This window comes from Rhizobium changzhiense (genome assembly GCF_013087625.1).
GTDB lineage: Bacteria > Pseudomonadota > Alphaproteobacteria > Rhizobiales > Rhizobiaceae > Rhizobium > Rhizobium sophorae.
In genome coordinates this window covers 829,146-853,883 of sequence record NZ_JABFCQ010000001.1, presented here as the reverse complement: position 1 = coordinate 853,883, position 24,738 = coordinate 829,146, and the positions used below count along the sequence as shown (strand labels likewise).

General features: G+C 61.8%; 28 protein-coding genes. 16 read left to right on the top strand and 12 right to left on the bottom strand.

Annotated elements, in window-relative coordinates; translation table 11 throughout:
• Window positions 1-4 precede the first annotated feature (4 nt).
• The 3 genes from fabI to G9X68_RS04365 all read right to left on the bottom strand — a co-directional run bounded on the left by fabI (window position 5) and on the right by G9X68_RS04365 (window position 2,902).
• Complete coding sequence (gene fabI, locus G9X68_RS04375; protein WP_168310995.1) at window positions 5-823, bottom strand: enoyl-ACP reductase FabI; 819 nt, start codon at window positions 821-823, stop codon at window positions 5-7.
• Between the two features lie 121 nt (window positions 824-944).
• Complete coding sequence (locus tag G9X68_RS04370) at window positions 945-2,147, bottom strand: J domain-containing protein (RefSeq protein WP_171601416.1); 1,203 nt, start codon at window positions 2,145-2,147, stop codon at window positions 945-947.
• A 296-nt stretch (window positions 2,148-2,443) separates the two neighbouring features.
• The gene (locus G9X68_RS04365) at window positions 2,444-2,902 is read right to left on the bottom strand and encodes an RT0821/Lpp0805 family surface protein (protein ID WP_171601415.1); all 459 of its coding nucleotides are present in this window, start codon (window positions 2,900-2,902) and stop codon (window positions 2,444-2,446) included.
• A gap of 65 nt (window positions 2,903-2,967) precedes the next feature.
• Between G9X68_RS04365 and pdxH the strand changes: the two genes are divergently transcribed.
• Complete coding sequence (gene pdxH / locus G9X68_RS04360; protein WP_171601414.1) at window positions 2,968-3,588, top strand: pyridoxamine 5'-phosphate oxidase; 621 nt, start codon at window positions 2,968-2,970, stop codon at window positions 3,586-3,588.
• 5 nt (window positions 3,589-3,593) lie between these two features.
• On the opposite strand, the gene G9X68_RS04355 is transcribed toward pdxH, so the two are convergent.
• Complete coding sequence (locus tag G9X68_RS04355) at window positions 3,594-4,631, bottom strand: polysaccharide deacetylase family protein (protein WP_171601413.1); 1,038 nt, start codon at window positions 4,629-4,631, stop codon at window positions 3,594-3,596.
• A 262-nt stretch (window positions 4,632-4,893) separates the two neighbouring features.
• Here G9X68_RS04355 and G9X68_RS04350 point away from each other — a divergent pair, with 262 nt between their 5' ends.
• Together G9X68_RS04350 and G9X68_RS04345 are read left to right on the top strand one after the other, a co-directional pair.
• Window positions 4,894-6,177, top strand: a complete 1,284-nt coding sequence (locus G9X68_RS04350; protein WP_171601412.1) for a D-alanyl-D-alanine carboxypeptidase family protein — start codon at window positions 4,894-4,896, stop codon at window positions 6,175-6,177.
• 82 nt (window positions 6,178-6,259) lie between these two features.
• Window positions 6,260-6,577 (top strand): nucleoside triphosphate pyrophosphohydrolase family protein, encoded by a 318-nt coding sequence (locus G9X68_RS04345; protein WP_171601411.1) that lies wholly within the window; start codon window positions 6,260-6,262, stop codon window positions 6,575-6,577.
• Window positions 6,578-6,621: 44 nt separating this feature from the next.
• Here the strand turns inward: G9X68_RS04345 and maiA are convergent, their stop codons facing one another.
• From maiA to G9X68_RS04325, 4 genes are all read right to left on the bottom strand, one after another.
• Complete coding sequence (gene maiA / locus G9X68_RS04340) at window positions 6,622-7,287, bottom strand: maleylacetoacetate isomerase (RefSeq protein WP_244956109.1); 666 nt, start codon at window positions 7,285-7,287, stop codon at window positions 6,622-6,624.
• Window positions 7,288-7,305: 18 nt separating this feature from the next.
• Window positions 7,306-7,797: a GNAT family N-acetyltransferase gene (locus tag G9X68_RS04335; protein WP_171601410.1), complete on the bottom strand. Its 492-nt coding sequence runs from the start codon at window positions 7,795-7,797 to the stop codon at window positions 7,306-7,308.
• 18 nt (window positions 7,798-7,815) lie between these two features.
• Window positions 7,816-9,231 carry a metalloprotease TldD gene (tldD, locus tag G9X68_RS04330; RefSeq protein WP_171601409.1) on the bottom strand — a complete coding sequence of 472 codons (1,416 nt, stop codon included), beginning with the start codon at window positions 9,229-9,231 and terminating at the stop codon, window positions 7,816-7,818.
• A 434-nt stretch (window positions 9,232-9,665) separates the two neighbouring features.
• Window positions 9,666-10,334, bottom strand: a complete 669-nt coding sequence (locus G9X68_RS04325; protein ID WP_171601408.1) for an invasion associated locus B family protein — start codon at window positions 10,332-10,334, stop codon at window positions 9,666-9,668.
• 316 nt (window positions 10,335-10,650) lie between these two features.
• On the opposite strand from G9X68_RS04325, the gene coxB reads away from it, so the two are divergent.
• From coxB to G9X68_RS04295, 6 genes are all read left to right on the top strand, one after another.
• On the top strand, window positions 10,651-11,535 hold the full coding sequence (coxB, locus tag G9X68_RS04320; RefSeq protein ID WP_171601407.1) for a cytochrome c oxidase subunit II: 885 nt from the start codon (window positions 10,651-10,653) through the stop codon (window positions 11,533-11,535).
• A 17-nt stretch (window positions 11,536-11,552) separates the two neighbouring features.
• Window positions 11,553-13,274 carry a cytochrome c oxidase subunit I gene (gene ctaD, locus G9X68_RS04315; protein ID WP_171601406.1) on the top strand — a complete coding sequence of 574 codons (1,722 nt, stop codon included), beginning with the start codon at window positions 11,553-11,555 and terminating at the stop codon, window positions 13,272-13,274.
• A 67-nt stretch (window positions 13,275-13,341) separates the two neighbouring features.
• Window positions 13,342-14,292 carry a heme o synthase gene (locus G9X68_RS04310; protein WP_171601405.1) on the top strand — a complete coding sequence of 317 codons (951 nt, stop codon included), beginning with the start codon at window positions 13,342-13,344 and terminating at the stop codon, window positions 14,290-14,292.
• On the top strand, window positions 14,292-14,432 hold the full coding sequence (locus tag G9X68_RS04305) for a hypothetical protein (protein WP_020048779.1): 141 nt from the start codon (window positions 14,292-14,294) through the stop codon (window positions 14,430-14,432). Before G9X68_RS04310 ends, G9X68_RS04305 begins: the two co-directional genes overlap by 1 nt.
• Window positions 14,429-15,037, top strand: a complete 609-nt coding sequence (locus G9X68_RS04300) for a cytochrome c oxidase assembly protein (protein ID WP_171601404.1) — start codon at window positions 14,429-14,431, stop codon at window positions 15,035-15,037. The genes G9X68_RS04305 and G9X68_RS04300 overlap by 4 nt, the downstream gene beginning before the upstream one ends.
• Before the next feature lie 61 nt (window positions 15,038-15,098).
• Window positions 15,099-15,974: a cytochrome c oxidase subunit 3 gene (locus G9X68_RS04295; protein WP_171601403.1), complete on the top strand. Its 876-nt coding sequence runs from the start codon at window positions 15,099-15,101 to the stop codon at window positions 15,972-15,974.
• 213 nt (window positions 15,975-16,187) lie between these two features.
• Here G9X68_RS04295 and G9X68_RS04290 read toward each other — a convergent pair whose 3' ends face one another.
• Window positions 16,188-16,829 (bottom strand): chloramphenicol phosphotransferase CPT family protein, encoded by a 642-nt coding sequence (locus tag G9X68_RS04290; RefSeq protein ID WP_171601402.1) that lies wholly within the window; start codon window positions 16,827-16,829, stop codon window positions 16,188-16,190.
• Window positions 16,830-17,065: 236 nt separating this feature from the next.
• On the opposite strand from G9X68_RS04290, the gene G9X68_RS04285 reads away from it, so the two are divergent.
• The 5 genes from G9X68_RS04285 (at window position 17,066) to rnhA (ending at window position 20,735) form a co-directional block, all read left to right on the top strand.
• On the top strand, window positions 17,066-17,446 hold the full coding sequence (locus tag G9X68_RS04285; protein ID WP_168310984.1) for a DUF983 domain-containing protein: 381 nt from the start codon (window positions 17,066-17,068) through the stop codon (window positions 17,444-17,446).
• On the top strand, window positions 17,439-18,194 hold the full coding sequence (locus tag G9X68_RS04280) for an SURF1 family cytochrome oxidase biogenesis protein (protein WP_171601401.1): 756 nt from the start codon (window positions 17,439-17,441) through the stop codon (window positions 18,192-18,194). The genes G9X68_RS04285 and G9X68_RS04280 overlap by 8 nt, the downstream gene beginning before the upstream one ends.
• 64 nt (window positions 18,195-18,258) lie before the next feature.
• Complete coding sequence (gene ispH / locus G9X68_RS04275; protein WP_011650764.1) at window positions 18,259-19,260, top strand: 4-hydroxy-3-methylbut-2-enyl diphosphate reductase; 1,002 nt, start codon at window positions 18,259-18,261, stop codon at window positions 19,258-19,260.
• Between the two features lie 57 nt (window positions 19,261-19,317).
• Window positions 19,318-20,283, top strand: coding sequence for a homoserine kinase (locus G9X68_RS04270; protein ID WP_171601400.1), 966 nt, complete (start codon window positions 19,318-19,320; stop codon window positions 20,281-20,283).
• Entirely contained in the window at window positions 20,280-20,735 is a 456-nt protein-coding gene (gene rnhA / locus G9X68_RS04265) for a ribonuclease HI (RefSeq protein ID WP_168310980.1), read from the top strand. Before G9X68_RS04270 ends, rnhA begins: the two co-directional genes overlap by 4 nt.
• 259 nt (window positions 20,736-20,994) lie before the next feature.
• On the opposite strand, the gene G9X68_RS04260 is transcribed toward rnhA, so the two are convergent.
• The 3 genes from G9X68_RS04260 to G9X68_RS04250 form a co-directional block, all read right to left on the bottom strand.
• Window positions 20,995-22,065, bottom strand: coding sequence for a zinc-binding metallopeptidase family protein (locus G9X68_RS04260; RefSeq protein ID WP_171601399.1), 1,071 nt, complete (start codon window positions 22,063-22,065; stop codon window positions 20,995-20,997).
• Window positions 22,066-22,162: 97 nt separating this feature from the next.
• Complete coding sequence (locus G9X68_RS04255; RefSeq protein ID WP_171601398.1) at window positions 22,163-22,354, bottom strand: CsbD family protein; 192 nt, start codon at window positions 22,352-22,354, stop codon at window positions 22,163-22,165.
• A 96-nt stretch (window positions 22,355-22,450) separates the two neighbouring features.
• A complete protein-coding gene (locus G9X68_RS04250; protein WP_017959273.1) occupies window positions 22,451-23,056 on the bottom strand; it encodes a YqgE/AlgH family protein in 606 nt (201 codons plus the stop codon).
• A gap of 141 nt (window positions 23,057-23,197) precedes the next feature.
• On the opposite strand from G9X68_RS04250, the gene G9X68_RS04245 reads away from it, so the two are divergent.
• Window positions 23,198-24,037, top strand: a complete 840-nt coding sequence (locus G9X68_RS04245; protein ID WP_171601397.1) for a protein-disulfide reductase DsbD domain-containing protein — start codon at window positions 23,198-23,200, stop codon at window positions 24,035-24,037.
• Window positions 24,038-24,133: 96 nt separating this feature from the next.
• Entirely contained in the window at window positions 24,134-24,619 is a 486-nt protein-coding gene (locus tag G9X68_RS04240) for a peroxiredoxin (RefSeq protein WP_011650769.1), read from the top strand.
• The last annotated feature ends 119 nt before the right edge of the window (window positions 24,620-24,738 follow it).

The following is a 24,738-nucleotide window of genomic DNA, read 5'->3' as shown; positions in this document are numbered from 1 at the left end:
GAAATCAGTCCTTGACGACCGAAATGTCGGGCGCGTCGACCGCCTTCATGCCGATGACATGATAACCGCTGTCGGCATGGTGCACTTCGCCGGTGACGGAGCGCGACAGGTCCGACAGGAGGTAGAGGCCGACATCGCCGACTTCCTCGATGGTGACGGTGCGGCGCAGTGGCGCGTTATATTCGTTCCACTTCAGAATATAGCGGAAATCGCCGATGCCGGAGGCGGCAAGCGTCTTGATCGGTCCGGCCGAGATGGCGTTGACGCGGATGTTCTGCGGTCCAAGGTCGACGGCGAGGTACTTGACGCTCGCTTCGAGCGCGGCCTTGGCGACACCCATGACGTTATAGTTCGGCATCACCTTTTCGGCGCCGTAATAGGTCAGCGTCAGCATGGCGCCGCCATCCGTCATCAGCTTCTCGGCGCGGCGTGCGACCGAGGTGAAGGAATAGACGGAGATCTGCATCGTCTTGGTGAAATTGTCGGCCGAGGTATCGACGTAGCGGCCGGTCAGCTCGTCCTTGTCGGAAAAGCCGATCGCATGCACGAGGAAATCGATCTTGCCCCAGAGCTTTTCGACGTTTTCGAAAACCTCGTCGATGGTGGCTTCGTCGGCGACGTCACAGTGGCCGACGAGCGTCGCGCCGATTTCGGCGGCGAGCGGCTCGACCCGCTTCTTCAGCGCATCGCCCTGATAGGTGAACGCGACTTCTCCACCCTGCGCATGAATGGCCTTGGCAATACCCCACGCAATCGAACGATTGTTGGCGACACCCATGATGACGCCGCGTTTGCCTGCCATGAGGCCGGATGCTTGAGCCATATTTCGCTCCCTAGGATTCTGATCGATCCTGCCTATGGCATAGGCCGTTAATCGGTTCAAGCTTGGCCGGGATCATCAACTGTTAGGCATCGTAATAAAGGGTGCGAATGTCATAAAAATTTCATAGGAACAGGCCTTCGCGCATGCTCCGCATGAGATCGGTGATTTTATCGTCGGGTTTTTCCCACAGGATAATGCGCAATTCGACGACCAGATCGCCTCTGCCGCCCTCTTCGCGGGGCAATCCCTGGCCGGGAATTCTAATCGTCTTGTCCGAGCCGGACCATGCGGGGATCGTCACGTTCAGCGGCCCGCTCGGTCCCTCGATACGCGCCTCGGTGCCGAGCACGGCATTTTCGATGCTGAGCGGCAGCACGGCGTGCAGATCGAAACCGTCGACCGTAAAGCGCGGATCGGGTGCGATGCGAATATTGATGACGGCGTCGCCGCGCTGCATGCCAGGCAGCTTGAAGCCCTGTCCCTTGAGCCTGATCTCGTGACCATCGGTCGTGCCTGCCGGCAAGGCGAAGCCGATTTCGCGGCCCTCCGGCAGCGACGCTGTGATCCAGCCGCTCTTCAACACGTCGTCGATCGTGACCGTCGCCGTCGTCACCTCATCCGGTGCTTTTTCGAGGCCGGTATCCTTGGCGCCGGTGAAACGGCGCACCAGGTTTGTCAGGATGCTGAGCGGCAGCGACAGGTTGGCGGCGGCATTTGCCCCAGCTTCGCTCGTTTCCTCGTCGCCCTTGTTGTCGGCCTCGGCGGCATCGCCATCCATGCGCCTGCCGGCATCGCCCTGGGCGTTTTGTGCCTGCTGATATTGCGCCTGTTGGGCGCGACCCTGCGCCTGCCCGCCGCCGGCCGCGCGCGCCTGGGCGCCGAAAATGCGATCCACCATCTCGTCGGCGCCCTCGGTAGCGCCTGCTTGTTGCCTGGAACCGTCGGCGGCAGCCTTCTGGGCGGCGCGCGCCAGCTCTTCCATCACGCGCTCGGCATTGGCCTGCGCCGCCTTGGCGCGCACGGCCGCCTCGCGGGCGGCCTGGCGCTGCTGCATGATCGTCTGTTCGTGCTTCTTGGCTTCGGCCATCCGCACGGCATTATCGAACAGGCTGCGTTTGCGCGGGTCCTTCAGGGTTTCATAGGCGCGGCCGATCTCGGCGAACCGGGCCGTCGCCGTCGGGTCGTCCTGATTGTGGTCGGGATGGGCAGCCTTGGCCATGTTGCGCCAAGCCGCCTTGATCTCGTCTGCTGCCGCGTCGCGCTTGACGCCCAGAATTTTGTAAGGATCGCGCATGTCAAAACCGCCGGTGTTGCGATGCGGCAAGCCTCGTCCTTGCCCGGCATCCCCGTCCAATAAAACCTGTGTGGCGTCACCCGCCGCAAAGGCAGGAAAAGCCACTCTCAACGCCGATCCTGCGACGGAGTTGCTAATCACCTGTTATTTCTGTGCAGAGATGTGGCGTGTTTCGCGGTAAATGGTTAGCTCTTTGCTAAGCATTCGGCAGAAAGCGGTCGCGCGTTAACCTGTTGGCGACAGCGCTGCGCGTCTTTTCGGACGCGAAGGTGACGCTGCAGCATTTTAAAGAGTTGTGCAGGAGCCGGATCAGCTTTCCCGCCGGATCAGCTTTCCGGCTGGAAGCTTAAGAGCTGCCAGTTGCCGCCGCCGACGAGGCAGGTCTTGCCGTAGAATTTGGCGATGCCGACATAGGAATGCCGGGTCGTGCGGAACTGGCGGCAGACCTGGCCGGACTCGTTATTCTCGACGATCGTATCGATGACGCCGGCACTGCCGGTCGATGCGTTCGCCCAGGGAAGCGGCTGCCCCTCGAGCCTTTGCACATCGGCCGAGGTCACGGCGTTGCGCACGGTCATTTCGTCGGAAAGCGTGTCGGTGCTCGGCGGCGTCTGCGGCACTGTGCCGGTGGCCACCGAACGGTCGACCTTGGCTTCACTGAGGAAATCCATGCCGCCGCCGACGCAGCCGGACAGCGACAACATCGCGACGCCGATGAGGAAGAACGCGCGGCTGCGTCGCCGCAGGCCCTTTGTATGGCGAGATGACTTTGCTATGACTTCCACCCTGCATCCTGTCCAGTTATCAAAAGCTGGGCGAGTTTTGAATAATCCGGGGCATTTGAACCAATATGTCGGCAAACGAGTTAACAAGCGGTGACTTTACCGAAAGTGGCGAGCCCTTCAAGCTCTTTGCCGAATGGCTGAAAGAAGCCGAGGCTTCCGAACCCAATGACCCCAATGCAGTGGCGCTGGCAACGGTCGATGAGGATGGTCTTCCCAATGTCCGCATGGTTCTCCTGAAGGGATTCGACGATGACGGTTTCGTCTTTTACACCAATTTCGAGAGCCAGAAAGGCCGCGAAATTTTGGGCCAGAAAAAGGCGGCCATGTGCTTTCACTGGAAAAGCCTGCGTCGTCAGGTGAGATTGCGCGGCCCCGTCGAGATCGTCACCGATGCCGAAGCGGACGCCTATTTCAAGACGCGGGCGCGCGGCAGCCGCATCGGCGCCTGGGCCTCCAGGCAATCCCGTCCGCTCGAAAGCCGTTTCGCGCTGGAAAAGGCCGTGGCCGAATATACCGCGCGCTATGCCCTCGGCGAGATTCCGCGCCCGGCCCATTGGTCGGGCTTCCGTATCCGGCCGACCTCGATCGAGTTCTGGAAGGACCAGAAATTCCGCCTGCATGACCGGGTCGAATTCCGCCGCCCGTCACCGGAAGGCGTATGGGACAAGGTGCGGATGTATCCGTAACGGGCTTACCTGCCCATCAGCTTCAGCGGTATGCCGGAGGCGAGCGCCGAGACGTAGCGTCGCTTCTGATAGAAGCCGTTGAGCGAAATGCGTGGGAGATAGCCGGTCAATTGCGCTGACGGCTGCCCGGGCTGGGTGGTGACCGCGAGGGTAAAGCCGAGATTGCGCGCAATACGCGCCTCGCGGGCGGTCGCAGCCTGCGGCGTGCCATAGGGATAGGCGATCGTCTCGGGACGGATACCGGTCACTGCTTCGACGTAATCCGCCGAAACCTGCATTTCGATTTGCGCTTCGGCTTCCGGCAGCCGGGCGAGCGCCCGATGGCTGATCGTATGGGCGCCGAGCGTTGCGAGCGGATGTGCCGCCAGCCACTGCAATTCGCCAGGCCCCATCACCAGTTCGCGGACGATATTCGTCGGCTCGATGCCGTTTTCGCGTGCCAGCAGATCGATGGCGGCAACGGCGCGCGCCTCGTCGGAGCCGTGGATGTAGGCGGCAAAGCGGTCGAAGGCCTGCCATTGCTGCTGCGGGCTGTCGAGCGCCAGGCGCTCTCTGCCGCGGCCGAAATCGAAGCGGATTTCGGCCACCTGGCGCAGGAGGACGGCGAGCGTCTCCCACCAGATGCTGTGAGAGCCTTCGGCAAAACCCTTGGCGACGAACACCGTGAACGGCGCCTGATGCCGCTCGAACACCGGCAGCGCATGTTCCAGATTGTTGCTGTACCCGTCGTCGAGCGTGAAGGCCGCGAAGGGTTTTGCGCCTTGCGGATCGGCCAGCAGCGCCGGCACCTGATCGAGCGACACGAAGCGGTAGCCCTCTCGCCGCAGCCGCCGCAGCGCTGCGTCGAGAAAGCGTGGGGTGATTTCGAGATGCGCATTCGGCTCGAAGGCCTGGGGCAGGTGCGGGCGAACATGATGCAGCGTGAAGACGACGCCGCGCCCGCGTGCTTGCCGCATCAGCCCGACTGACGCGAGCAGCCAGGAAAACTCGAGCCCGGCGCCGATCGCCAATCGCTTGCCCAATCGCTTGAATTGTCCCGTCATGCGGCGCCCGTCCCTTGCCTTTTCCGGAAACTAGCAAGTGCGACTTAAGCGTTGCTGAATCCCGATCCGGCACGGGTCTTTCATTTCCTGTTTACCAAGGCGATGAAAAGACTAGAAAAATGATAGGCGTTGCCTCAAAGTCGCGCCAAACTTGCGGCTTCTGTCACATTACGGCACAAATGCCGGTCTGACCGAGAGCCCGCATCAAGGGCTGCGCATCAGGGACCAGCGTATGAGGGGCCAGGGTATGAGGGGAAAGTGCATGAGAAAGCTTTTGGCGGCTGTTTTGACCGTAACGCTTGCCGTTTCGGCGCCGCTTGCGGCCCTTGCCGGCAGCGCTTCGCTGATCCTCGATGCCCGGACCGGTAAGGTTCTCGCCTCCGAAAACGCCGATACGCTGAACCATCCGGCGTCGCTGACGAAGATGATGACGCTCTATCTCACCTTCGAGGCGCTGAAGCGCGGCAAGATCACCTGGGATACGCCGATCAAGATGTCGAAATACGCCGCTGCACGCCCGCCGACCAAGCTTGGCGTCAAGGCGGGCGGCACAATCACCGTGCGCGAGGCGGTCTATGGCATGATCATCAAATCCGCCAATGATGCCGCTGCCGCCATGGGCGAGAAGCTCGCCGGCTCGGAAAGCGGCTTTGCCCGGGTGATGACCGCCAAAGCCCGCCAGCTCGGCATGAGCCGTACCGTCTTCATCAACGCCTCCGGCCTGCCGGACGGCCGTCAGGTCACGACGGCGCGTGACATGTCGACGCTCGCCATTGCGCTGATGAAGAATTATCCGAACGAATACCGGCTGTTTTCGGCGGCCAGTTTCAATTTCCGCGGCCGCACCGTGCGCGGCCACAACAATCTCATGTATCGCTACCAGGGCATGGACGGCATCAAGACCGGTTATACCAACGCTTCCGGCTTCAATCTCGTCAGCGCCGTCAGAGACGGCAACCGCCGCGTGGTCGGCGTCGTGCTCGGCGGCCGCACCGCCCGCAGCCGCGACGCCAAGATGGCTGGTTTGCTCGACCGTTATCTCGGCCGCGCCTCGTCTTCCGGCGGCGCAAAGCTGGTGGCGAGTGTCGGCGCCAAGGAGCCCGTCGAAGTCGCGTCCGCCGCCGAGGCTTCCGATGTCCCGGTGCCGTTCAACGCACCGCGGCAAGTCGACGATCTCGCAGCAAAGAGCCTTGCCTATGCCGATGACGCCGTCGTGCCGCTGGAGCGCCCCGTCGCGATGGACGAGATCCTCAACGCCGGCAAGACATCGAAAACCGCGGCGAAAAAGGCCGATGGCGACTGGCAGATCCAGATCTCGGCCGCTCCCAGCGCCGATGCGGCGCGTGCGCTTCTTGCCCAGGCCCAGTCTGAAGGCGGCGCGCCGCTCGTCTCCGCTTCGCCCTATACCGAAGCGGTTGGGCAGGGGGCCAACAAGATCTATCGCGCCCGCTTCATCGGTTTCGCCAGCAAGGATGCCGCCGTCTCGGCCTGCGATGCGCTGAAGCAGCGCTCCTATGACTGCATGCTGCTGCCGGACCACAGCTGATCGCCGCCCCGGCACTGCGGCAATTCACTCTGGACAAGCATCGGGAATCAGCGTCTCCTCCATAAACAAAAGGAGAACGCCCATGTTGCGTCGTCTTGCCGACCAGTTCGAAATCTCATCCTCTGTTCACGTCGCTGCCAACAACATCGAGCGTGATGCCGACTGGTTCCTGCTGAAGCTGCAGGAGGAAATGGGTGAACTGACCCAGGCATGGAACCGGCTGACCGGCCGCGGCCGTGCGAAGGGCCGCTCGCTTGAAGACATGCAGCGCGACCTCGCCGACGAGACAGCCGACGTTCTCGGCCATCTTCTGCTGTTTGCCCGCCACAACGATCTCGATCTTGCCGCCGCGATCGAACGGAAGTGGCTGTTTCGACCGGTGGAGGTGCCGAAGAGCTGATGCATGTCGTGCGAAAGTGCGGGCGGTTTTCGGCAATGGCATATTCAATATGACGCAGTTTCGGCTTGGCCGTCCGTCTTCGGAAAATCCGGCTGCGCCTCCGGCCTTGCCGCCCGGAAGGCTTCGAGCGTCACACACCGCTGCTCGACCGCAAGCAGCAGAGGGTAGGGCGTCAGATCGTGGCCGAGACGGCGGGCACTGCTCATCTGCGGAATGAGGTGCAGGTCGGCCCAGCTCGGACGATCGCCGAAACAGAAGGGTGACGGGCTCTGACGCCGCGCGAGCGTCTCTTCGAGCGCGGTAAAGCCAAGGCTCAGCCAGTGCGCTAGCCAGCGTTTCACTTCCGCTTCACCAGCGCCGAGGTCATCGCGCTGGAAATGCCGGACGCGCTGAACTGTCAGAGCGTGCATTTCCGAAGCGATATGGGCGGCAAAACCTCTCGCTTCGGCGCGCAGTGCGGGATCCTCGGGCAGGAGGCTCGGATCGGGATAGGTCTCCTCGATATAGGAGAGGATCGCTGACGACTGCGGCACGACATGGCCGCCGCCGATATCGAGCGCTGGCAGCAGCCCCTGCGGATTGAGCCGGCGATACTCGCCGGGCTCCAGCGAGCTCACAGGCACATAGCGGTAGGCAATGCCCTTGAGATTGAGGGCGATCCGCACCCGTTCCCCCGCCGAATTCTGCCATCGCGAAATCAGCCGCATCATGATCTTTCCGAAGTGAAGTCAGCCGACCTTATAACGGTAGAATTTGCTGTCCACCGCCATCAGCGGGAAGGAGCGGGGCAGGGCGCTTTTGGCGATCTCGCTAAAGCCGTTCTTCTCGTAGAAGCGATGCGCGGCGACGAACTTGTCCGTCGTGCCGAGGAAGATATCGGTGAGGCCGGCATCCCTGGCATGGGCAAGCAGCCGATCGAGGAGCAGGGCCGCCACACCATGTTCGCGGCCGCGAACCGCGGCTGAGACGAACATCTTGCGTAGCGCCGCCTGGTTGTTGCCGATATCCTTCAGCCCGACCGTGCCGACGATGGCGCCGTCTTTGACGGCGACCCAGAACTGCCCCTTGCCGGACTGATAGAAATCCGGGATGACCCTGAGATCCGGCTGCTCATCGGCGGTGATGTCGATACCGAATTCCTCGCGCTGGATCGGCAGGATCACCGAAAGCACGGCATCGGCGTCATCGGCTGTGAAGGTTCTGATTTCGATGTCCGTCATCAGCCGATCCCTCCTGCCTCAGGTCTGCGTGCCGCCGACCGTCACCTGATCCATGCGCAGATGCGGTTGGCCGACGCCGACGGGAACCCATTGGCCGGCCTTGCCGCAATTGCCGATGCCTGTATCGAGCTTCATGTCGTTACCGATCATCGACACCCGCTTCATCGCATCCGGGCCATTGCCGATCAGCATCGCGCCCTTGATCGGCGCGCCGACCTTGCCGTTCTCAATCAGATAGGCCTCGGTGCAGCCGAAGACGAACTTGCCGGAGGTGATGTCCACCTGGCCGCCGCCGAAGGAGACGGCATAGATGCCCTTCTTCACCGAGGCGATGATTTCCTCAGGCGTCTTGTCGCCGCCGAGCATATAGGTGTTGGTCATGCGCGGCATCGGCACATGGGAATAGCCCTGGCGGCGGCCGTTGCCGGTGGGTGCCATGCCCATCAGCCGGGCATTCTGCCGATCCTGCATATAGCCGACGAGCTTGCCGTTCTCGATCAGCACGTTGTAGGCGGACGGCGTGCCCTCGTCGTCGATGGTGATCGAGCCGCGGCGACTGTCGATCGTGCCGTCATCGACGACGGTGACGCCGGGAGCGGCGACCATCTGGCCGAGAAGGCCGGCAAAGGCCGAGGTCTTCTTGCGGTTGAAATCGCCTTCCAGCCCGTGACCGACAGCCTCGTGAAGCATCACGCCCGGCCAGCCGGAGCCGAGCACGACATCCATCGTGCCTGCCGGCGCATCGATTGCCTCGAGGTTGACGAGCGCCTGGCGCAGCGCCTCGTCGGCGCCGTATTGCCAGCTGCCCTCGGCGATGAAGTCGCCGAAGCCGATGCGCCCGCCGCTGCCGTAGGAGCCGCTCTCCTGCCGCTCGCCTTCGCCGACCATCACCGAAATGTTGATGCGCGTCATCGGCCTGATGTCGCGCACACGATGTCCGTCGGCGCGCAGGATATCGACGACCTGCCAGCTTGCGGCGACCGAGGCCGTCACCTGCCGAACCTTGTCATCCTTGCCCCTGAGATAGGCGTCGATGTCCTGCAGGACCTTGACCTTCTCCTCGAAGCTCGGCTGGCCGATCGGGTTCTCGTCGCTGTAGAATTTCTTGTTGGTGCCCTGGGGTGCTGCCGCATAGGAGCCGGAATAGCCGCGTGTCACTGCGCCGACGGCATCGGCCGCCCGCTTCAACGCCGACACCGAGAGATCGCCGGCATGGGCATAACCGACCGCTTCGCCGGCAACGGCGCGCAGGCCGAAACCCTGTTCAGTGTTGAAGCTGCCGCCTTTGAGCCGGCCATTGTCGAAGGTCAGCGCTTCTGCCTGCGCATGCTCGATGAACAGTTCGCCGTCATCGGCCCCGGACAGCGCCTCGGCCACGTGCTTGCGCATCGTCGCTTCATCGGCATCGAAAAGCGTCAGGAGATCGGTGGTCATGATATGGCTCCAATGGGCATGCGTTCAGGAATGCGCTTACACCCTAGATAGGGCTCCACATAATAAGGAGTGAAGCCCCGCCGTCGAATTATTCTTTGTTGGGCAAGGATGATGTGGCGAGATGGAACGTACCATGTGATGAGTTGGCGGGGAACGGAGAGGGCGCGGCGCAATCTCTTCTCCCCTCGGGGAGAAGGTGCCGGCAGGCGGATGAGGGGGCCACACGGCACATCCTTCACGTAAACCCTATTCCCGGTTCGCTAACGATAACACCGCGCCCACAAGACCCTGAGCATGGTCGAGATGACGCCAGCGCTGTCGAAGCCCGTATGGGCGTTGTTGAAAAGACCGGCTTCGCCGGCCCCCTCATCCGCCCTACGGGCACCTTCTCCCCGCTGGGGAGAAGAGGGAATCGAGACGTCGCAGCCCCCGCCTCACGGCAGAGCGTCGAAACCTTCGGCGAAGCCCTTGAGATCGACGGGGATGCCGATGCCTTCTTCCGGGGTCTGGAAGACGATGAAGGTTGCCTGGGCGCCGCTGCGGAAGGTCTTCAGCAGTTCGTCCTCGAGCACGACTTCGGCGTAGCAGCCGTCGGCAAAGCAGCGGACGAAATAGGCGCGGCCGATATCCTTGCCGTCGACATTGAGCCCGAGGCCGTTCGGCAGCAGCACGCCGAGTGGTGCCAGCACGCGCAGGATCTTCGACTTGCGGTCGGCCGTCTTCAGCACGACGACGGAAAGCCCGACTTCCGGCCGATCCTCGGCGATGACATTTTGCATCAGCGCGCATTGTTCGGTCGAAGCACCGGCCGGCTTGTCGCAGACGACGGACCATGCGCCATGATTGGATTTCACCGTGCCCGGTGCCGGCGGCTGCGTCTGGCCAGGTGTCACCGGTTCGACATTCGGTTTGGCTGCACTCGGCTGTTGCGGCGCCGGGGCGGGAGCAGGTGCCGGTGCGGCAGCCGGAGGCTTGGCCTGCGAGGGGGCGGGTTGCTGCTGTGCGAAAACGGGCGTCGTCACTGCGGCCGCGATGCTGGCAGTCAGGAGAAGCGACTGCGCGAGGGAACGGAAGCCCATGGAAACCTCTGGATATCGAATCATTGCGGCTATTGTTGAAGCTGCCCACCAAAAATGAAAAGCCCCACCCCGTGAAAACCGGGGGACTGCGGCGGAAATTGGACCTTTGCGAAATAATGTTTCGCGCGCGGATTGGCCGCAAAGCCGATTTTTCATATGCTGATGAAAAACTTGGGATGTTTTGCCGTTCCAGCCTGCCTATGCTTTGAGCAAAAATGCCGCATAGACAATTGCTCTGACCTGTTGCGGCGAATGCCAAACTGTGGTTTGAAGCGCTGAAGATGGCAAGGATTCTGCGTTCTATTTTGCAGGTCAAGCGCTCGAGGGAGATAATAAGGTGATGAAGAAGGCTTATGCAGCCCTGACCACGCTGGTCTGTCTGCTTTTTGCTTCCGGCACATATGCCGACCAGCCGACGCCGTGGCAGGCGACGCTGCAGCCGGCGGCAACGCCGATCATGCGGGAAATCCACTGGTTCGAACAATATACGCTGATATTTATTGTTCCGATCACGCTCTTCGTGCTGGTCCTGCTGATCGTCGTCTGTTTCAGGTTCCGCGCCAGCGCGAACCCAGTTCCCTCGAAGACGAGCCACAATACGCTGATCGAGATTGCCTGGACCCTCGGGCCGGTCCTGGTGCTGCTTTTTCTTGCCATTCCCTCGTTCAACCTGCTGACGGCGCAGCTGACGCTGCCCGAAAACCCCGACGTGACGATCAAGGCGACCGCCACCCAGTGGCAGTGGAACTACGAATATGAAGGTTCGGGCGAAAGCCCGCTGGCTTTCGATTCCTTTATCTTGAAGGATCAGGATCGCGCGGCCGCCGGCAAGGAAGACAAGTCGATCTATCCGCGGCTTCTCGCCGTCGATAACGAACTGGTCCTGCCGGTCAACAAGACGGTGCGCGTTCTCGTGACTGCAGCGCCCACCGACGTCATCCACGCTTTCGCCATGCCGTCCTTCGGCGTCAAGATCGATGCCGTGCCGGGCCGCCTGAACGAGACCTGGTTCAAGGCCGAGCGCGAAGGCCTGTTCTACGGCCAGTGTTCCGAGCTCTGCGGCAAGGACCATGCGTTCATGCCGATCGCCATCCGCGTCGTCTCCGAGGACAAGTACAAGCAGTGGCTGACCACGGCCGCCAGTGACCTGCCCGGCGCCTACAAGACACTCATGGCCGCAACCGATGGTCCCGCAAAGACCGTCGACGTCGCCGAAGCACAGTAATTAAGGGGATCGGGACAATGGCTGGACCTTCCGCTCAAGACGATCATTCTCATGATCACGATCGCACGCATGGCGATCACACCGCCCACCATGACCACGCGCATGACGATCACGATCACGGGCACAAGCCGAGCTTTGCCAATCGTTGGCTGTTCTCGACCAACCACAAGGACATCGGCACGCTCTACCTGATCTTCGCGATCATTGCCGGCATCATCGGCGGCGCGCTGTCGGTTGCCATGCGCATGGAACTGCAGGATCCGGGCATCCAGATCTTCCACGGCCTGGCCTCGATGGTCTACGGCTATGAGGGCGATGCCGCGATCGACGGCGCCAAGCAGATGTTCAACATGTTCACGACGGCGCACGCGCTGATCATGATCTTCTTCATGGTCATGCCGGCGATGATCGGCGGTTTTGCCAACTGGATGGTGCCGATCATGATCGGCGCGCCTGATATGGCCTTCCCGCGTCTGAACAACATTTCCTTCTGGCTGATCGTTCCCGCCTTCATTCTCCTGCTGTTGTCGATGTTCGTCGAGGGTCCGGCAGGCGCTTACGGCACCGGCGGCGGCTGGACGATGTATCCGCCGCTTGCGACGAGCGGCACGCCCGGACCGGCGGTGGATCTTGCGATCTTCGCGCTCCACATTGCCGGCGCCTCTTCGATCCTCGGTGCGATCAACTTCATCACCACGATCCTCAACATGCGCGCCCCCGGCATGACGCTGCACAAGATGCCGCTGTTTGCCTGGTCCGTGCTGATCACCGCCTTCCTGCTGCTGCTGTCGCTGCCGGTTCTGGCAGGCGGCATCACCATGCTGCTCACCGACCGCAATTTCGGCACTGCTTTCTTCTCTCCGGAAGGCGGCGGCGACCCGATCCTCTACCAGCACCTGTTCTGGTTCTTCGGTCACCCCGAGGTTTACATCCTCATCCTGCCGGGCTTCGGCATGGTCAGCCACATCATCTCGACCTTCTCGAAGAAGCCGATCTTCGGCTATCTCGGCATGGCTTACGCCATGGTTGCGATCGGCGCCGTCGGTTTCGTCGTCTGGGCCCACCACATGTACACGGTCGGCCTGTCGCTCGACGCGCAGCGCTACTTCGTCTTCGCGACGATGGTCATCGCCGTTCCGACGGGCGTGAAGATCTTCTCCTGGATCGCGACGATGTGGGGCGGCTCGATCTCGTTCCGCACGCCGATGCTCTGGGCGATCGGCTTCATCTTCCTGTTCACGGTCGGCGGCGTCACCGGCGTCCAGCTCGCCAATGCCGGTCTCGACCGCTCGTTGCATGACACCTATTACGTCGTGGCTCACTTCCACTACGTTCTGTCGCTCGGCGCCGTATTCGCGATCTTCGCCGGCTGGTACTACTGGTTCCCGAAGATGACCGGCTACATGTACAATGAGCTGGTCGGCAAGCTGCATTTCTGGATCATGTTCATCGGCGTCAACCTGGTGTTCTTCCCGCAGCACTTCCTCGGTCTCGCCGGCATGCCGCGCCGCTACATCGATTATCCGGATGCCTTTGCCGGCTGGAACTATGTTTCCTCGATCGGCTCTTACATCTCGGCCTTCGGTGTGCTGATCTTCCTCTACGGCGTCTTCGAAGCCTTTGCCAGGAAGCGTGTCGCCGGCGACAATCCGTGGGGTGAGGGCGCAACGACGCTCGAATGGCAGCTGCCTTCGCCGCCGCCCTATCACCAGTGGGAACAGCTTCCGCGCATCAAGTAAATTGCGCGGACATCGGGACGCCGCATTCGATACGGCGTCCTGATCGTAAGACATTCAGGACGGAATGATGACGGTTATCGACAATCACGGGGCGCTTGCAAAGGACGGCGAATTGTCGGAAGCGAGTGCGCGCGATTATTTCGAATTGTTGAAGCCACGGGTCATGTCGCTCGTGGTCTTCACTGCCTTTGCCGGTCTCGTGCTGGCGCCGGGCCACATCCATCCCGTCCTCGGCCTGATCGCCATCCTCTGCATCGCCGTGGGCGCCGGCGCCTCCGGCGCGCTGAACATGTGGTATGACGCCGATATCGACGCCATCATGAGCCGCACCGCCAACCGTCCGATCCCGGCCGGCCGCATCGCGCCCTCCGAGGCGCTCGCCTTCGGCCTGGTGCTGTCCGGCTTCTCGGTCGTGATTCTTGGTCTCGCCGTCAACTGGCTCTCGGCCGGCATCCTCGCCTTCACCATCTTCTTCTACGCCGTCGTCTACACCATGTGGCTGAAGCGCTCGACGCCGCAGAATATCGTCATCGGCGGTGCTGCCGGCGCCTTTCCGCCGATGATCGGCTGGGCCTGCGTGACCAACAGCGTGACGATCGAGAGCACCGTTCTCTTCATGATCATCTTCCTGTGGACGCCGGCGCATTTCTGGGCGCTTGCCCTCTTCAAGATGCGCGACTACGAGGCCGTCGGCGTGCCGATGCTGCCGAACGTTGCCGGCGAACGGGTGACCAAGCATCAGATCGTCGCCTATGCGGTGCTGACCGCCGTCTGCGCGGTCTTGCCGTCCTTCCTCGGTTTCGCAAGCCTCGGTTATGGCTTTGTCGCCGCCGCCCTCGGCGCGATATTCCTATACTGTTCCATCGCCGTCTGGCGCATGCCCGACGGCGATTTGAAGATGATCCCGGCGAAGAAGCTTTTCGGCTTCTCGATCTTTTATCTCTTCGCCGTGTTCTCCGCCTTGATGATCGACCGGCTGGCGTCGGTGCTGGTCTCGCATGCGGGAGGTTGGTTCTGATGGAATTGGTAAAGCTCACGGAAAAGCAGCTCAAGTCGCGCCGCAACCGCAACATCGCGCTGGGGCTGGTGCTTGCCGGCCTCGTCGTTCTCTTCTACGTGATGGCAATCGTGAAGATCGGCGGGGGAACGGCCGGATGAGCGATAACCCCGCCGCACCGAAGAAGCAGGTCCGCAACAACGGCGCCGTCGTCATGATGTGCCTGAGCTTCGTCTTCGGCATGGGCGCGATGAGCTATGCCGCCGTGCCGCTCTACCGCATCTTCTGCCAGGTGACCGGCTATAACGGCACGACGCAGCGCGTCGACCAGGTGTCGAGCGTCGTGCTCGACCGCACGATGCGCGTCACCTTCGACGCCAATGTCGCCCCCGGCCTGCAATGGGACTTCAAGCCGGTCGAGCGCGAGGTCAATCCGAAGATCGGCGAGACCATCCAGGTCAATTTCACCGCCGAGAATCGTTCTAACGAGACCCAGCGCGGCCAGGCGGTTTTCAACGTCACGCCAGGCGAAGCCGGCGTCTATTTCAACAAGGTGCAATGTTTCTGCTTTACGGAAACGGACCTGAAGCCGGGCGAGAAGCTCGACATGCCGGTGGTGTTCTACATCGATCCTGAAATCGTCAAGGCGGTGGAATCGAAGAACATCCATACGGTTACGCTGTCATATACGTTCTACCCGAAAGAGGGTCCGAAGCCGGTGGCTTCGAATGAGGGTGGAGCGGAGAAGATTGAAAAGAAACTTTGATCAAGGCTCGTTTCCGGCTATGCCGGGAGCGGAGTGAAGGAAGACATCCGGGGATAGCGACATGGCCGATGCTCATCAGAAGAATCACGACTATCACATCATCGATCCGAGCCCATGGCCGATTCTAGCCTCGCTCGGCGCCTTCATCATGGCGCTCGGCGGGGTCTCCTACATGCGCTACCTGAACGGCGGTTCGTTCAAGCTCGCCGGCTTCGAGCTTGCCAATCCCTGGGTTTTCTACATCGGCTTCGCGCTGGTGCTCTACGTCATGTACGGCTGGTGGGCCGATACGGTGAAGGAAGCCCATGAGGGCGCCCACACCCGCGTCGTCTCGCTGCACCTGCGCTACGGCATGATCATGTTCATCGCTTCGGAAGTGATGTTCTTCGTTGCCTGGTTCTGGGCCTATTTCGACGCCAGCCTCTATCCGAACGAAGCGATCCAGGCCTCGCGCCTCCTCTATACCGGCGGCACCTGGCCGCCGAAGGGTATCGAGGTTCTCGACCCTTGGCACCTGCCGATCTACAACACCGTCATCCTGCTGCTCTCGGGCACCACGGTCACCTGGGCGCACCATGCGCTGCTGCACAACGACCGCAAGGGCCTGATTCAGGGCCTGACGCTGACGGTGCTGCTTGGCATGTTCTTTTCTGCCGTTCAGGCCTACGAATATGCTCACGCCCCGTTCGCCTTCAAGAGCTCGATCTACGGCGCGACCTTCTTCATGGCGACCGGCTTCCACGGTTTCCACGTCCTCGTCGGCACGATCTTCTTGGGCGTCTGCCTGATCCGTGCGCTGCGCGGCGACTTCACCCCGAAACAGCATTTCGGCTTCGAGGCAGCGGCCTGGTACTGGCATTTCGTCGACGTCGTTTGGCTGTTCCTGTTCTTCTGCATCTACGTCTGGGGCGGCTGGGGCGCACCGGTAGCTGGTTGATCGGAACCATAGTCAAGCAAAAGGCGGGCCTCGTGCCCGCCTTTTTTGTTGGCAAATCTCGTCTTTACTCGGCGTCATCCTCGGCCTTGTGCCGAGGATCTGCTACATATCAACCGGTCGCAGATGCCCGGGACAAGTCCGAGCATGACGAAAGAGGAGTTGGCCGGCTTTGTCAGCAATCTAAGGCAGGCCCCGTGCCTGCTTTTCATCGCCTCAGCGCCCCCCGGCGATCCGTTCGAAAGCCGAAGGCTCGGGAATACCGAGATCCAACTGGTGGCGGATCGCTTCGGCGCATTCGAGCGGTGTCAGCACAGATGTGTCGACCTCCATATCGTAGATGCCGGGGCGATGCACCGCGTCCTGCCAGCGTTGCACCGGTTCTGGAATGGGCACGTCCTCCGTGGCACGCAGATAAAGCGTCGCGCGTCCTTCCTGGGCAATATCGCGCCGCTGCATGATCGTCTCGATCGGACAGCGCACGCCGACGAACAGCACGGGAAAGTCCTCCAGTCGCCGGGCGCAATCGCCGAGGATGCCGAGTGGCTGCGAATAGCTGTCATGGTGGCCGAGATCGGCGATGACATTGAGCCCCAGGCTGGCATGGATGGCGATCGATTCGTAGAGTGCTGCATAAAAGAACGGCACCAGTTCCTCCAGGTCGGGCCGTTCGCCGCCCGGCCTGAGGCCAATGCCCGGAAGGTAGCGCTTCGGTGTCATGGCATTGTAGCTGTCGACGCCGAGGTTGAGCCACGGCCCCTCGAACTGTTCCTGTACTGCGCGCGCGATGCTTGATTTGCCGCTCCGCGGCGCGCCGTTCAGGATAATGATCTGCACGGAATGGCTATCATTGGTCATCAGTCTTCTTCTTCTGTTTGGCGCGAATCACACCAGCGCCGCGCGACTTTTCAGACGTGGTAAGGACGCTGTAACACTTTGAATTGCTGGATAGTTCCTCACATCGATTCCGATGTGGGGAACTATCAGTGGGACGAAATCGCGCAGGCATTTCCCTTCGTCCTGCGAATAATTTATGGGAGAGTTAAGGCAGCATCGAAAAAGCCGCGGCCGCCAAGGTTACGCAAAGGAATGGAATGAACGAGGACAGCGCCCATTTTCCGCCCGTCGATCCGGTGAAAACAGGCATCAAGGGCTGCTGCCCGCGCTGCGGCCAGGGCAAGCTGTTCGATGGTCTGCTCGGCGTAAAGCCGCGCTGTGCGGCCTGCGGCCTCGATTATTCCTTTGCCGATTCCGGTGACGGTCCCGCCGTCTTCGTCATCCTCATCGTCGGCTTCATCGTCATCGGCATGGTGCTGTGGCTGCAGGTGAATTACGGGCCGCCGATCTGGGTGCATATCCTGCTCTTCGCTCCGCTGACCATCATCCTGTCGCTCACGACGCTGCGCTGGTTCAAGGGCATCCTGATCGCCATGCAATACCGCCATAATGCCCGCGAAGGACGCCTGAGTGACTGATATCGACCATGCCGCGCCGCGCCGCCGGCTGCCGGTTTTCACCGGCATCCTGGTGCTGATCGCCCTTGCCATCCTGATTTCGCTCGGTACCTGGCAGGTGGAGCGCCTGCACTGGAAAGAGGGCCTGATCGCCGATATCGCCGCTCGGCAGGCAGCAGCCCCCGTGCCGCTCGCCGACATCGAGGCGATGGCGGCTGCAGGCGGCGACATCGAATACCGCAAGGTGACCGCCACCGGCCGCTACATCAACAACAAGGAGCGGCACTTCTTCGCCACCTGGCGCGGCCAGACCGGCTATTACATCTATACCCCGCTGGAGTTTGCCGACGGCCGCATTCTCTTCGTCAATCGCGGCTTCGTCCCCTATGACAACAAGGAGCCGGAAATGCGCATGCAGGGCCAGCTGACGGATCAGCAGACCGTCACCGGCCTGGCGCGCGAAAAGCTTCCCGGCAAGCCTTCCTGGGTGGTGCCTGACAACGACGTCGCCAAGAATATCTTCTACTGGAAGGATCTCGACGTCATGGCCGAGAGCGTCGGGCTGGAGAAAGCGAGCGTCATTCCCTTTTTCGTCGATGCCGATTCCACCCCCAATCCGGCCGGCCTGCCGATCGGCGGCGTCACCCAGGTGGATGTTCCGAACGACCATCTGCAATATGCTTTCACCTGGTACGGGCTGGCCGCCGTGCTTGTCGTCGTGGTGGCGATCTCCTGGTTCCGCAAGGGCGCCAAGACACCTCCGCAATAGTATCACTTCAATTCTCGACCATATTGGGCTAGAGGTCCCTAAATCTCTAAAACCCGGAACAGACATGAATATTGCGGCGAAACCTCCTTTGACGATCAGGCTCTGTGGCCCGCGCGGCTTTTGTGCCGGCGTCGACCGCGCCATCCAGATCGTCGTGCTGGCGCTGAAATCCTATGGCGCCCCGGTCTATGTGCGCCACGAGATCGTCCACAATCGCTATGTCGTCGAGGGGCTGGAGGCCAAGGGCGCCGTCTTCGTCGAGGAACTGGACGAGATCCCGGCCGAACATCGCGCCCAGCCGGTGGTTTTTTCCGCCCATGGCGTGCCGAAATCGGTGCCGGAGGATGCGGCGAGCCGCAACCTCTTTTATCTCGACGCCACCTGCCCACTGGTCTCCAAGGTCCACAAGCAGGCGATGCGCCACAATCGCCTCGGCCGCCATGTCGTCCTCATCGGCCATGCCGGCCATCCCGAGGTGATCGGCACGATGGGTCAGTTGCCGGAGGGTTCGGTCTCGCTGATCGAGACGATCGAGGATGCCGACGCCTATGTCCCCGTTGATCCCGACAATCTCGGCTATGTCACCCAGACGACGCTGTCGGTCGACGATACGGCCGGCGTCATCACCCGCCTGCACGAGCGCTTCCCCAACCTGACGGCGCCGGCAGCGGACTCGATCTGTTATGCGACGACCAACCGCCAGGAAGTGGTGAAGCAGGCAGCCCCCGGCTGCGATCTCTTCATCATCGTCGGCGCGCCGAATTCGTCCAACTCCAAGCGCCTCGTCGAAGTGGCGCTGAGGGCAGGGGCGAAAAAATCGATCCTCGTGCAGCGCGCCGCCGAGCTCGACTGGGACGAGATCGGCGCGATTTCGACGCTTGGCCTTTCCGCCGGCGCCTCCGCCCCCGAGGTCATCGTCAACGAGATCATCGAGGCTTTCCGCGCCCGCTTCGACGCTCGCGTCGAACTGGCCGAAACGGTGCAGGAAACCGAAAACTTCCTCGTCAACCGCGAACTGCGCAATATCGAGCTGACGGCGGCCGACATGGCTTTCGTCAACGGCTAGATCGGCCTTTCCTCCGGCAAATCCAATATCAACAAGGCATGAAGGGCGAGACCTCACTTGGCAGTCTATACCGATATCGCCGAAGACGATCTGAAATGGTTCCTGACGGAATATGACGCGGGCACGCTGCTCTCCTATAAGGGCATTGCCGAAGGCGTCGAAAACTCCAACTTCCTGCTTCACACCTCCAAGGATCCGCTGATCCTGACGCTCTATGAGAAGCGGGTGGAAAAGAGCGACCTGCCTTTCTTCCTCGGCCTGATGCAGCATCTCTCCGCCCGCGGCCTGTCCTGCCCGCTGCCGCTGCCGCGCCGCGATGGTTCGCTGCTCGGCTCGCTGTCCGGCCGTCCGGCGGCGCTGATCTCCTTCCTCGAAGGCATGTGGCTGAGAAAGCCGGAGGCCAAGCACTGCCGCGAGGTCGGCAGGGCGCTGGCCGAAATGCATGTGGCCGGCGATGGTTTTGAGTTGAAGCGAGCGAATGCGCTGTCGATCGACGGCTGGCGGGGGCTGTGGGAAAAATCCGAGGCGCGCGCCGGCGAGGTCGAGCCCGGACTGCAGACCGAGATCCGCAACGAACTCGATTTCCTCTCCGCCGCCTGGCCGAGTGGCCTGCCGGCCGGCGTCATCCATGCCGACCTCTTTCCCGACAACGTCTTCTTCCTCGGCGACGAGCTCTCCGGCCTGATCGATTTCTATTTCGCCTGCAACGACCTGCTCGCCTATGACGTCTCGATCTGCCTGAATGCCTGGTGCTTCGAGAAGGATGGCGCCTATAACATCACCAAGGGCACGGCGATGCTTGCGGGTTACCAGAGCGTCCGGCCGTTGAGCGATGCGGAAATCTCAGCCCTGCCGGTGCTGTCGCGTGGCTCGGCGCTGCGCTTCTTCCTGACCCGGCTCTATGACTGGCTGACGACGCCGGAAGGTGCCATGGTCACCAAGAAGGACCCGCTCGAATATCTCCGCAAGTTGCGCTTCCACCGCCAGATCAAAACGCCCGCCGAATATGGATTGAGCCTATGAAACACGTCGATATCTTCACCGACGGCGCATGCTCCGGCAATCCCGGCCCCGGCGGCTGGGGCGCGGTGTTGCGTTATGGCGATGTCGAAAAGGAGCTTTGCGGCGGCGAGGCGGATACGACCAATAATCGCATGGAGCTGCTGGCGGCAATCTCGGCGCTGCAGGCGCTGAAGAGCCCTTGCGAGGTCGATCTCTATACCGACAGCGCCTATGTCAAGGACGGCATTTCCAAGTGGATTTTCGGCTGGAAGAAAAACGGCTGGAAAACCGCCGACAAGAAGCCGGTGAAGAATGCCGAACTCTGGCAGGCGCTGGAGGCGGCTCGCGACCGCCACAAGGTGACGCTGCACTGGGTGAAGGGCCATGCCGGCCACCCGGAAAACGAACGCGCCGACGAACTCGCCCGCCGGGGCATGGAGCCCTTCAAGAAGGGCAAGGTGGTTTCGTTTTAGGAAGCGGCTGTTCCCTCGAGCTCCTGACGGACGAGAGAGGAATATGGCGCTGCCACACGTCTCTTCTCCCCAGCGGGGAGAAGGTGCCGGCAGGCGGTTGAGGGGGTGAGCGGCAAAGCCGCGAATGCGCTGAGCGCAAGCGAAGGGCAATGAAGGGTGTGCCATGCGGCCCCCTCATCCGACCCTTCGGGCCACCTTCTCCCCGCTGGGGAGAAGGGGGAGCAAGCAGCGCGCCCGAACCTCCTCAAATAGCCGCCTGCTACTGCGCCGCCCCCGCACCCTGGATCAGCCGGTGCAGATATTCGAGCTTTGCCACGACGGGTGAGGACAGCACGAAGGGATAGGAGTCCGGCTGGCCCATGCTGCGCTGGATGGCGTTGATCGCCAGGCTGAGCGGCACCCAGGCGCTGACCAGCTGTTCGGCGCTTCTTGCCCTGTAAGGGATGAAATCCACCTCGCCGGCAATTTCCTCATGGCCGCGTGGATCGATGGCGATGCCGAAGGCGCGTGCGGTTTCGAGCGTATCGACGATATGGAGGTAATGCGCGAAGCATTCGGCGAAATCCTCCCAGGGGTGCGACGCCGCATAGGCACTGATGAAATTGTCTGGCCATCCCAAGGGCGCCCCGCCGGCATAATGGGTCTGGAGGGCTGCCATATAATCCTGCCGTTCGTCGCCGAAGACGGCGCGGAAATCGGCAAGGCCGTCTCGATCGCGCACCAGCTTGTTCCAGATGAAATGGCCGGCCTCGTGGCGGAAATGGCCGAGCAGCGTGCGATAGGGTTCGTTCATCGAGCTGCGTGCCTGTTCGCGCGTCGCATCGTCGGCCTCCGCGGCGCGGATGGTGATCAGGCCTTCCTCGTGGCCGGTCATGGCCGGCACGATATAACCGTTGCTCTCTATCGAATCCTCGAGGAAATCGAAGACCAGGCCGCCCTGCGGATCTTGCGCCCGATCCGGATGCGGCAGCTTCCAGCGCAGCAGCGAATAAAACAGATGACGCTGCGCCTGGCTGATGCGCCGCCAGCGATCGATGCCGTCCTGGGTGTCGGTGTTCGGAACCAGCCGGTTATGGCGGCAGGCAACGCAGAATTCGCTCTCGCCATCATGGTCCACCAGCCAGTTGCAGATATCGAGGCTGGCATTGGCACAGAAGCGGACGTCGCGATCGGGATTGGAAACGAGCTGCCAGAGCTCCTCGTCGCGCGGCTCCAGCGCATGCATGGCGAGATCGCCGGGCAGGAAGCCGAGGCGATGGTTGCAGCGCACGCATCGCCGGTTGTCGAAGTGGACGACCTGATCGCAATTGTCGCAGGCAAAAAGCTTCATCTTGTCTATCTCTGCAAAGCATGAGGGTGGGGGATTGAAAATGCCTGCCGCGCGAGGGGCGCAGCAGGCATGGTTCTTAAAAGGATGCGCTGATTGCTCAGAGCCGGTCGACGGCGCCCTTGAGCTTGTCCTTGACCTTGCCGGTTGCGACCTGTCCCTTGCCCTTGGCTTCCTGGACGGCGCCCTTGGCCTGCATGTCGCGATCGTCAGTCGCCTTGCCAACGGCCTGCTTGGTCTTGCCGGCAATTTCGTTTGTCTTGCCGGAAATCTTGTCGCTGGTGCTACCCATCTTGTGATGTCTCCTTGGTCGGCATGGGCCTTTTGTCCATGCTTGCCGAAATGAAACGTCACTCTTGGCTATTCGTTCCCGCTGCCGTCCAGCCTCTCAGGCATGGCCGGCTTCGGCCGAAAGCATGGCAGCGGTCACGCCCATGCCGGCGAGCGCCCGCTCGTATTTGTCGTCGAGGCTGCGGTCGAAGATCAACTCCTCATTGGCCGGGCAGGTGAGCCAACCATTATTGACGACCTCGCTTTCGAGCTGGCCGGCCGACCAGGAGGAATAGCCGAGCAGCATGGTCGCCCGCGTCGGCCCATCGCCCTTGGAGATGGCGCGCACGATATCGAGCGTCGCCGTCAGGCAGATGTCGTCGCTGACGGGAATCGAGGAGTCGCTGGAATAATCGTCCGAATGCAGCACGAAGCCGCGGCCGCTTTCCACCGGGCCGCCGGTCTGGATCGGGAAGTCGCGCGCCCGTTTCGGCAGCACGATCGAATCTTCCTGCTTGATCATGTCGAGATGCAGCAGCACATCGGTGAAGGTGAGGCTCTGCGGCCGGTTGATGACGAAGCCCATGGCGCCGGCATCCGAATGCGCGCAGATATAGATTACCGTGCGCGCAAAATTGCGGTCTTCCATGCCCGGCATGGCGATGAGGAACTGGCCATCGAAGAAGCCACGTTCCCGTCTGTTCTTCAGCGTCAATAAGGACATCGTTCCTCCTGCTGCTAGACCGCACCAAGGCCTCGACAAAAGAAACATGGGCCAATGTCCCACATCAATCAACTGAAAATGAAGATTTAAATCGCCGCGACTTCTGGCGGCCAAACACCACATTCGGTAAACCTTTGTTCCATGATGATTATTTCCTCAGTCCCGGGTAGGCTTTTAATCGCGATTGTGTCAGCTGTCGCAGCCCTTGTGCCGTTTTATTCCGCCAATGCGGAAATGAGCGCCTGGGCGGAAAACGAAGGCGGCCGCATGCGCCTCGTGGCGCTCGCACCCGATGCCGGCGGCAAAATCCGCGCCGCCCTTCAGATCGAGCCGAAGCCCGGCTGGATCACCTATTGGAAAGAGCCCGGCAACAGCGGCATTCCGCCCCAGATCACCATCGCGGCGGAAAGCGGCGTCACGCTCGATGCCATCGCCTATCCCGTTCCGAAGCATTTCTTCAACGGCGCGATCGAGGATATCGCCTATGACGCGCCGGTGACGCTGCCGCTGTCGCTGACGGCGGCCGGCAAAGGCCCGGTTACGATCGATGCCGCCGCTTTCATCGGCATCTGCAAGGATATCTGCATTCCCTTCCAGGCGAATTTGCAGCTGAAGCTTGGCCCCGCCATCCAGTCGCACCCGCAGGAGGAAGCGATCCTTCAGGCCGCCGATGCGAGGCTGCCGAAGCCGCCATCGCAGGATTTCGACGTGACGGCGCATGCGATGTCGCCTGACAGGAAGACGCTGTCGCTTGATCTCGTCTTGCCGGGTGAGGGGAAGGCCGCGCCCGATATCATCGTCACCGGCCCGAGCGGCTATGCCTTCACCAAGCAGATCGGCGGCAAACGCGACGGCGCCACCTTCAAGGTCGATATAGCAATCAGCAAGCTGCCAAAGGATTACGACATATCAGGCAAGCACTGGAGCGTGCTGGTCATCGACGGCGAAAGGGCGATGGAGACCACACTTGCCTTTCAATGATGGGCTCCTATAGTCGCCTCCGATCCCCTGCGGCGCCCGCCGCCAGGCAGAACCCCCAAAGCCGGAAACCCCCAAGCCGGAACCAAGGAGAAGACCATGACCATCGCGATCGGCGACAAGCTTCCTGCCGCCACTTTCAAGGAAAAGACGGCTGACGGCCCGGTCGAAATCACCACCGATCAGCTCTTTGCCGGCAAGCGCGTCGTGCTCTTTGCCGTGCCGGGCGCGTTTACGCCGACCTGCTCGCTGAACCACCTGCCGGGTTATCTCGAAAACCGCGACACCATCCTTGGCAAGGGCGTCGACGACATCGCCGTCGTCGCCGTCAACGACTGGCACGTGATGGGCGCCTGGGCGCAATCATCAGGCGGCATGGGCAAGATCCACTTCCTCGCCGATTGGGATGCCGGTTTCACCAAGGCCGTCGGTCTCGACGCCGACCTCTCCGCCGGCGGCCTCGGCCTCCGCTCCAAGCGTTATTCGATGCTGGTGGAAGACGGCGTCGTAAAAGCCCTCAACGTCGAGGAAAGCCCCGGCCAGGCCACCGTCTCGGGCGCTGCCGCGATGCTGGAACAGCTCTGAGTTTCGAACGAGATCTGCCCCCTCAGCCTAACCTTGCCCGGGTCGAGCCACTCGTCTCGCAAAACACTATAACAGACACCCCGACACATGAAGGGCGGCCATTTCGGTCGCCCTTTTCA

Excerpts from the sequence above, each read along its gene's own strand:
- fabI (WP_168310995.1), bottom strand. The coding sequence starts at position 823 with ATGGCTCAAGCATCCGGCCTCATGGCAGGCAAACGCGGCGTCATCATG.
- pdxH (WP_171601414.1), top strand. The coding sequence starts at position 2,968 with ATGTCGGCAAACGAGTTAACAAGCGGTGACTTTACCGAAAGTGGCGAG.
- G9X68_RS04355 (WP_171601413.1), bottom strand. The coding sequence starts at position 4,631 with ATGACGGGACAATTCAAGCGATTGGGCAAGCGATTGGCGATCGGCGCC.
- G9X68_RS04350 (WP_171601412.1), top strand. The coding sequence starts at position 4,894 with ATGAGAAAGCTTTTGGCGGCTGTTTTGACCGTAACGCTTGCCGTTTCG.
- G9X68_RS04345 (WP_171601411.1), top strand. The coding sequence starts at position 6,260 with ATGTTGCGTCGTCTTGCCGACCAGTTCGAAATCTCATCCTCTGTTCAC.
- maiA (WP_244956109.1), bottom strand. The coding sequence starts at position 7,287 with ATGATGCGGCTGATTTCGCGATGGCAGAATTCGGCGGGGGAACGGGTG.
- G9X68_RS04335 (WP_171601410.1), bottom strand. The coding sequence starts at position 7,797 with ATGACGGACATCGAAATCAGAACCTTCACAGCCGATGACGCCGATGCC.
- tldD (WP_171601409.1), bottom strand. The coding sequence starts at position 9,231 with ATGACCACCGATCTCCTGACGCTTTTCGATGCCGATGAAGCGACGATG.
- G9X68_RS04325 (WP_171601408.1), bottom strand. The coding sequence starts at position 10,334 with ATGATTCGATATCCAGAGGTTTCCATGGGCTTCCGTTCCCTCGCGCAG.
- coxB (WP_171601407.1), top strand. The coding sequence starts at position 10,651 with ATGAAGAAGGCTTATGCAGCCCTGACCACGCTGGTCTGTCTGCTTTTT.
- ctaD (WP_171601406.1), top strand. The coding sequence starts at position 11,553 with ATGGCTGGACCTTCCGCTCAAGACGATCATTCTCATGATCACGATCGC.
- G9X68_RS04310 (WP_171601405.1), top strand. The coding sequence starts at position 13,342 with ATGACGGTTATCGACAATCACGGGGCGCTTGCAAAGGACGGCGAATTG.
- G9X68_RS04305 (WP_020048779.1), top strand. The coding sequence starts at position 14,292 with ATGGAATTGGTAAAGCTCACGGAAAAGCAGCTCAAGTCGCGCCGCAAC.
- G9X68_RS04300 (WP_171601404.1), top strand. The coding sequence starts at position 14,429 with ATGAGCGATAACCCCGCCGCACCGAAGAAGCAGGTCCGCAACAACGGC.
- G9X68_RS04295 (WP_171601403.1), top strand. The coding sequence starts at position 15,099 with ATGGCCGATGCTCATCAGAAGAATCACGACTATCACATCATCGATCCG.
- G9X68_RS04290 (WP_171601402.1), bottom strand. The coding sequence starts at position 16,829 with ATGACCAATGATAGCCATTCCGTGCAGATCATTATCCTGAACGGCGCG.
- G9X68_RS04285 (WP_168310984.1), top strand. The coding sequence starts at position 17,066 with ATGAACGAGGACAGCGCCCATTTTCCGCCCGTCGATCCGGTGAAAACA.
- ispH (WP_011650764.1), top strand. The coding sequence starts at position 18,259 with ATGAATATTGCGGCGAAACCTCCTTTGACGATCAGGCTCTGTGGCCCG.
- rnhA (WP_168310980.1), top strand. The coding sequence starts at position 20,280 with ATGAAACACGTCGATATCTTCACCGACGGCGCATGCTCCGGCAATCCC.
- G9X68_RS04260 (WP_171601399.1), bottom strand. The coding sequence starts at position 22,065 with ATGAAGCTTTTTGCCTGCGACAATTGCGATCAGGTCGTCCACTTCGAC.
- G9X68_RS04255 (WP_171601398.1), bottom strand. The coding sequence starts at position 22,354 with ATGGGTAGCACCAGCGACAAGATTTCCGGCAAGACAAACGAAATTGCC.
- G9X68_RS04250 (WP_017959273.1), bottom strand. The coding sequence starts at position 23,056 with ATGTCCTTATTGACGCTGAAGAACAGACGGGAACGTGGCTTCTTCGAT.
- G9X68_RS04245 (WP_171601397.1), top strand. The coding sequence starts at position 23,198 with ATGATGATTATTTCCTCAGTCCCGGGTAGGCTTTTAATCGCGATTGTG.
- G9X68_RS04240 (WP_011650769.1), top strand. The coding sequence starts at position 24,134 with ATGACCATCGCGATCGGCGACAAGCTTCCTGCCGCCACTTTCAAGGAA.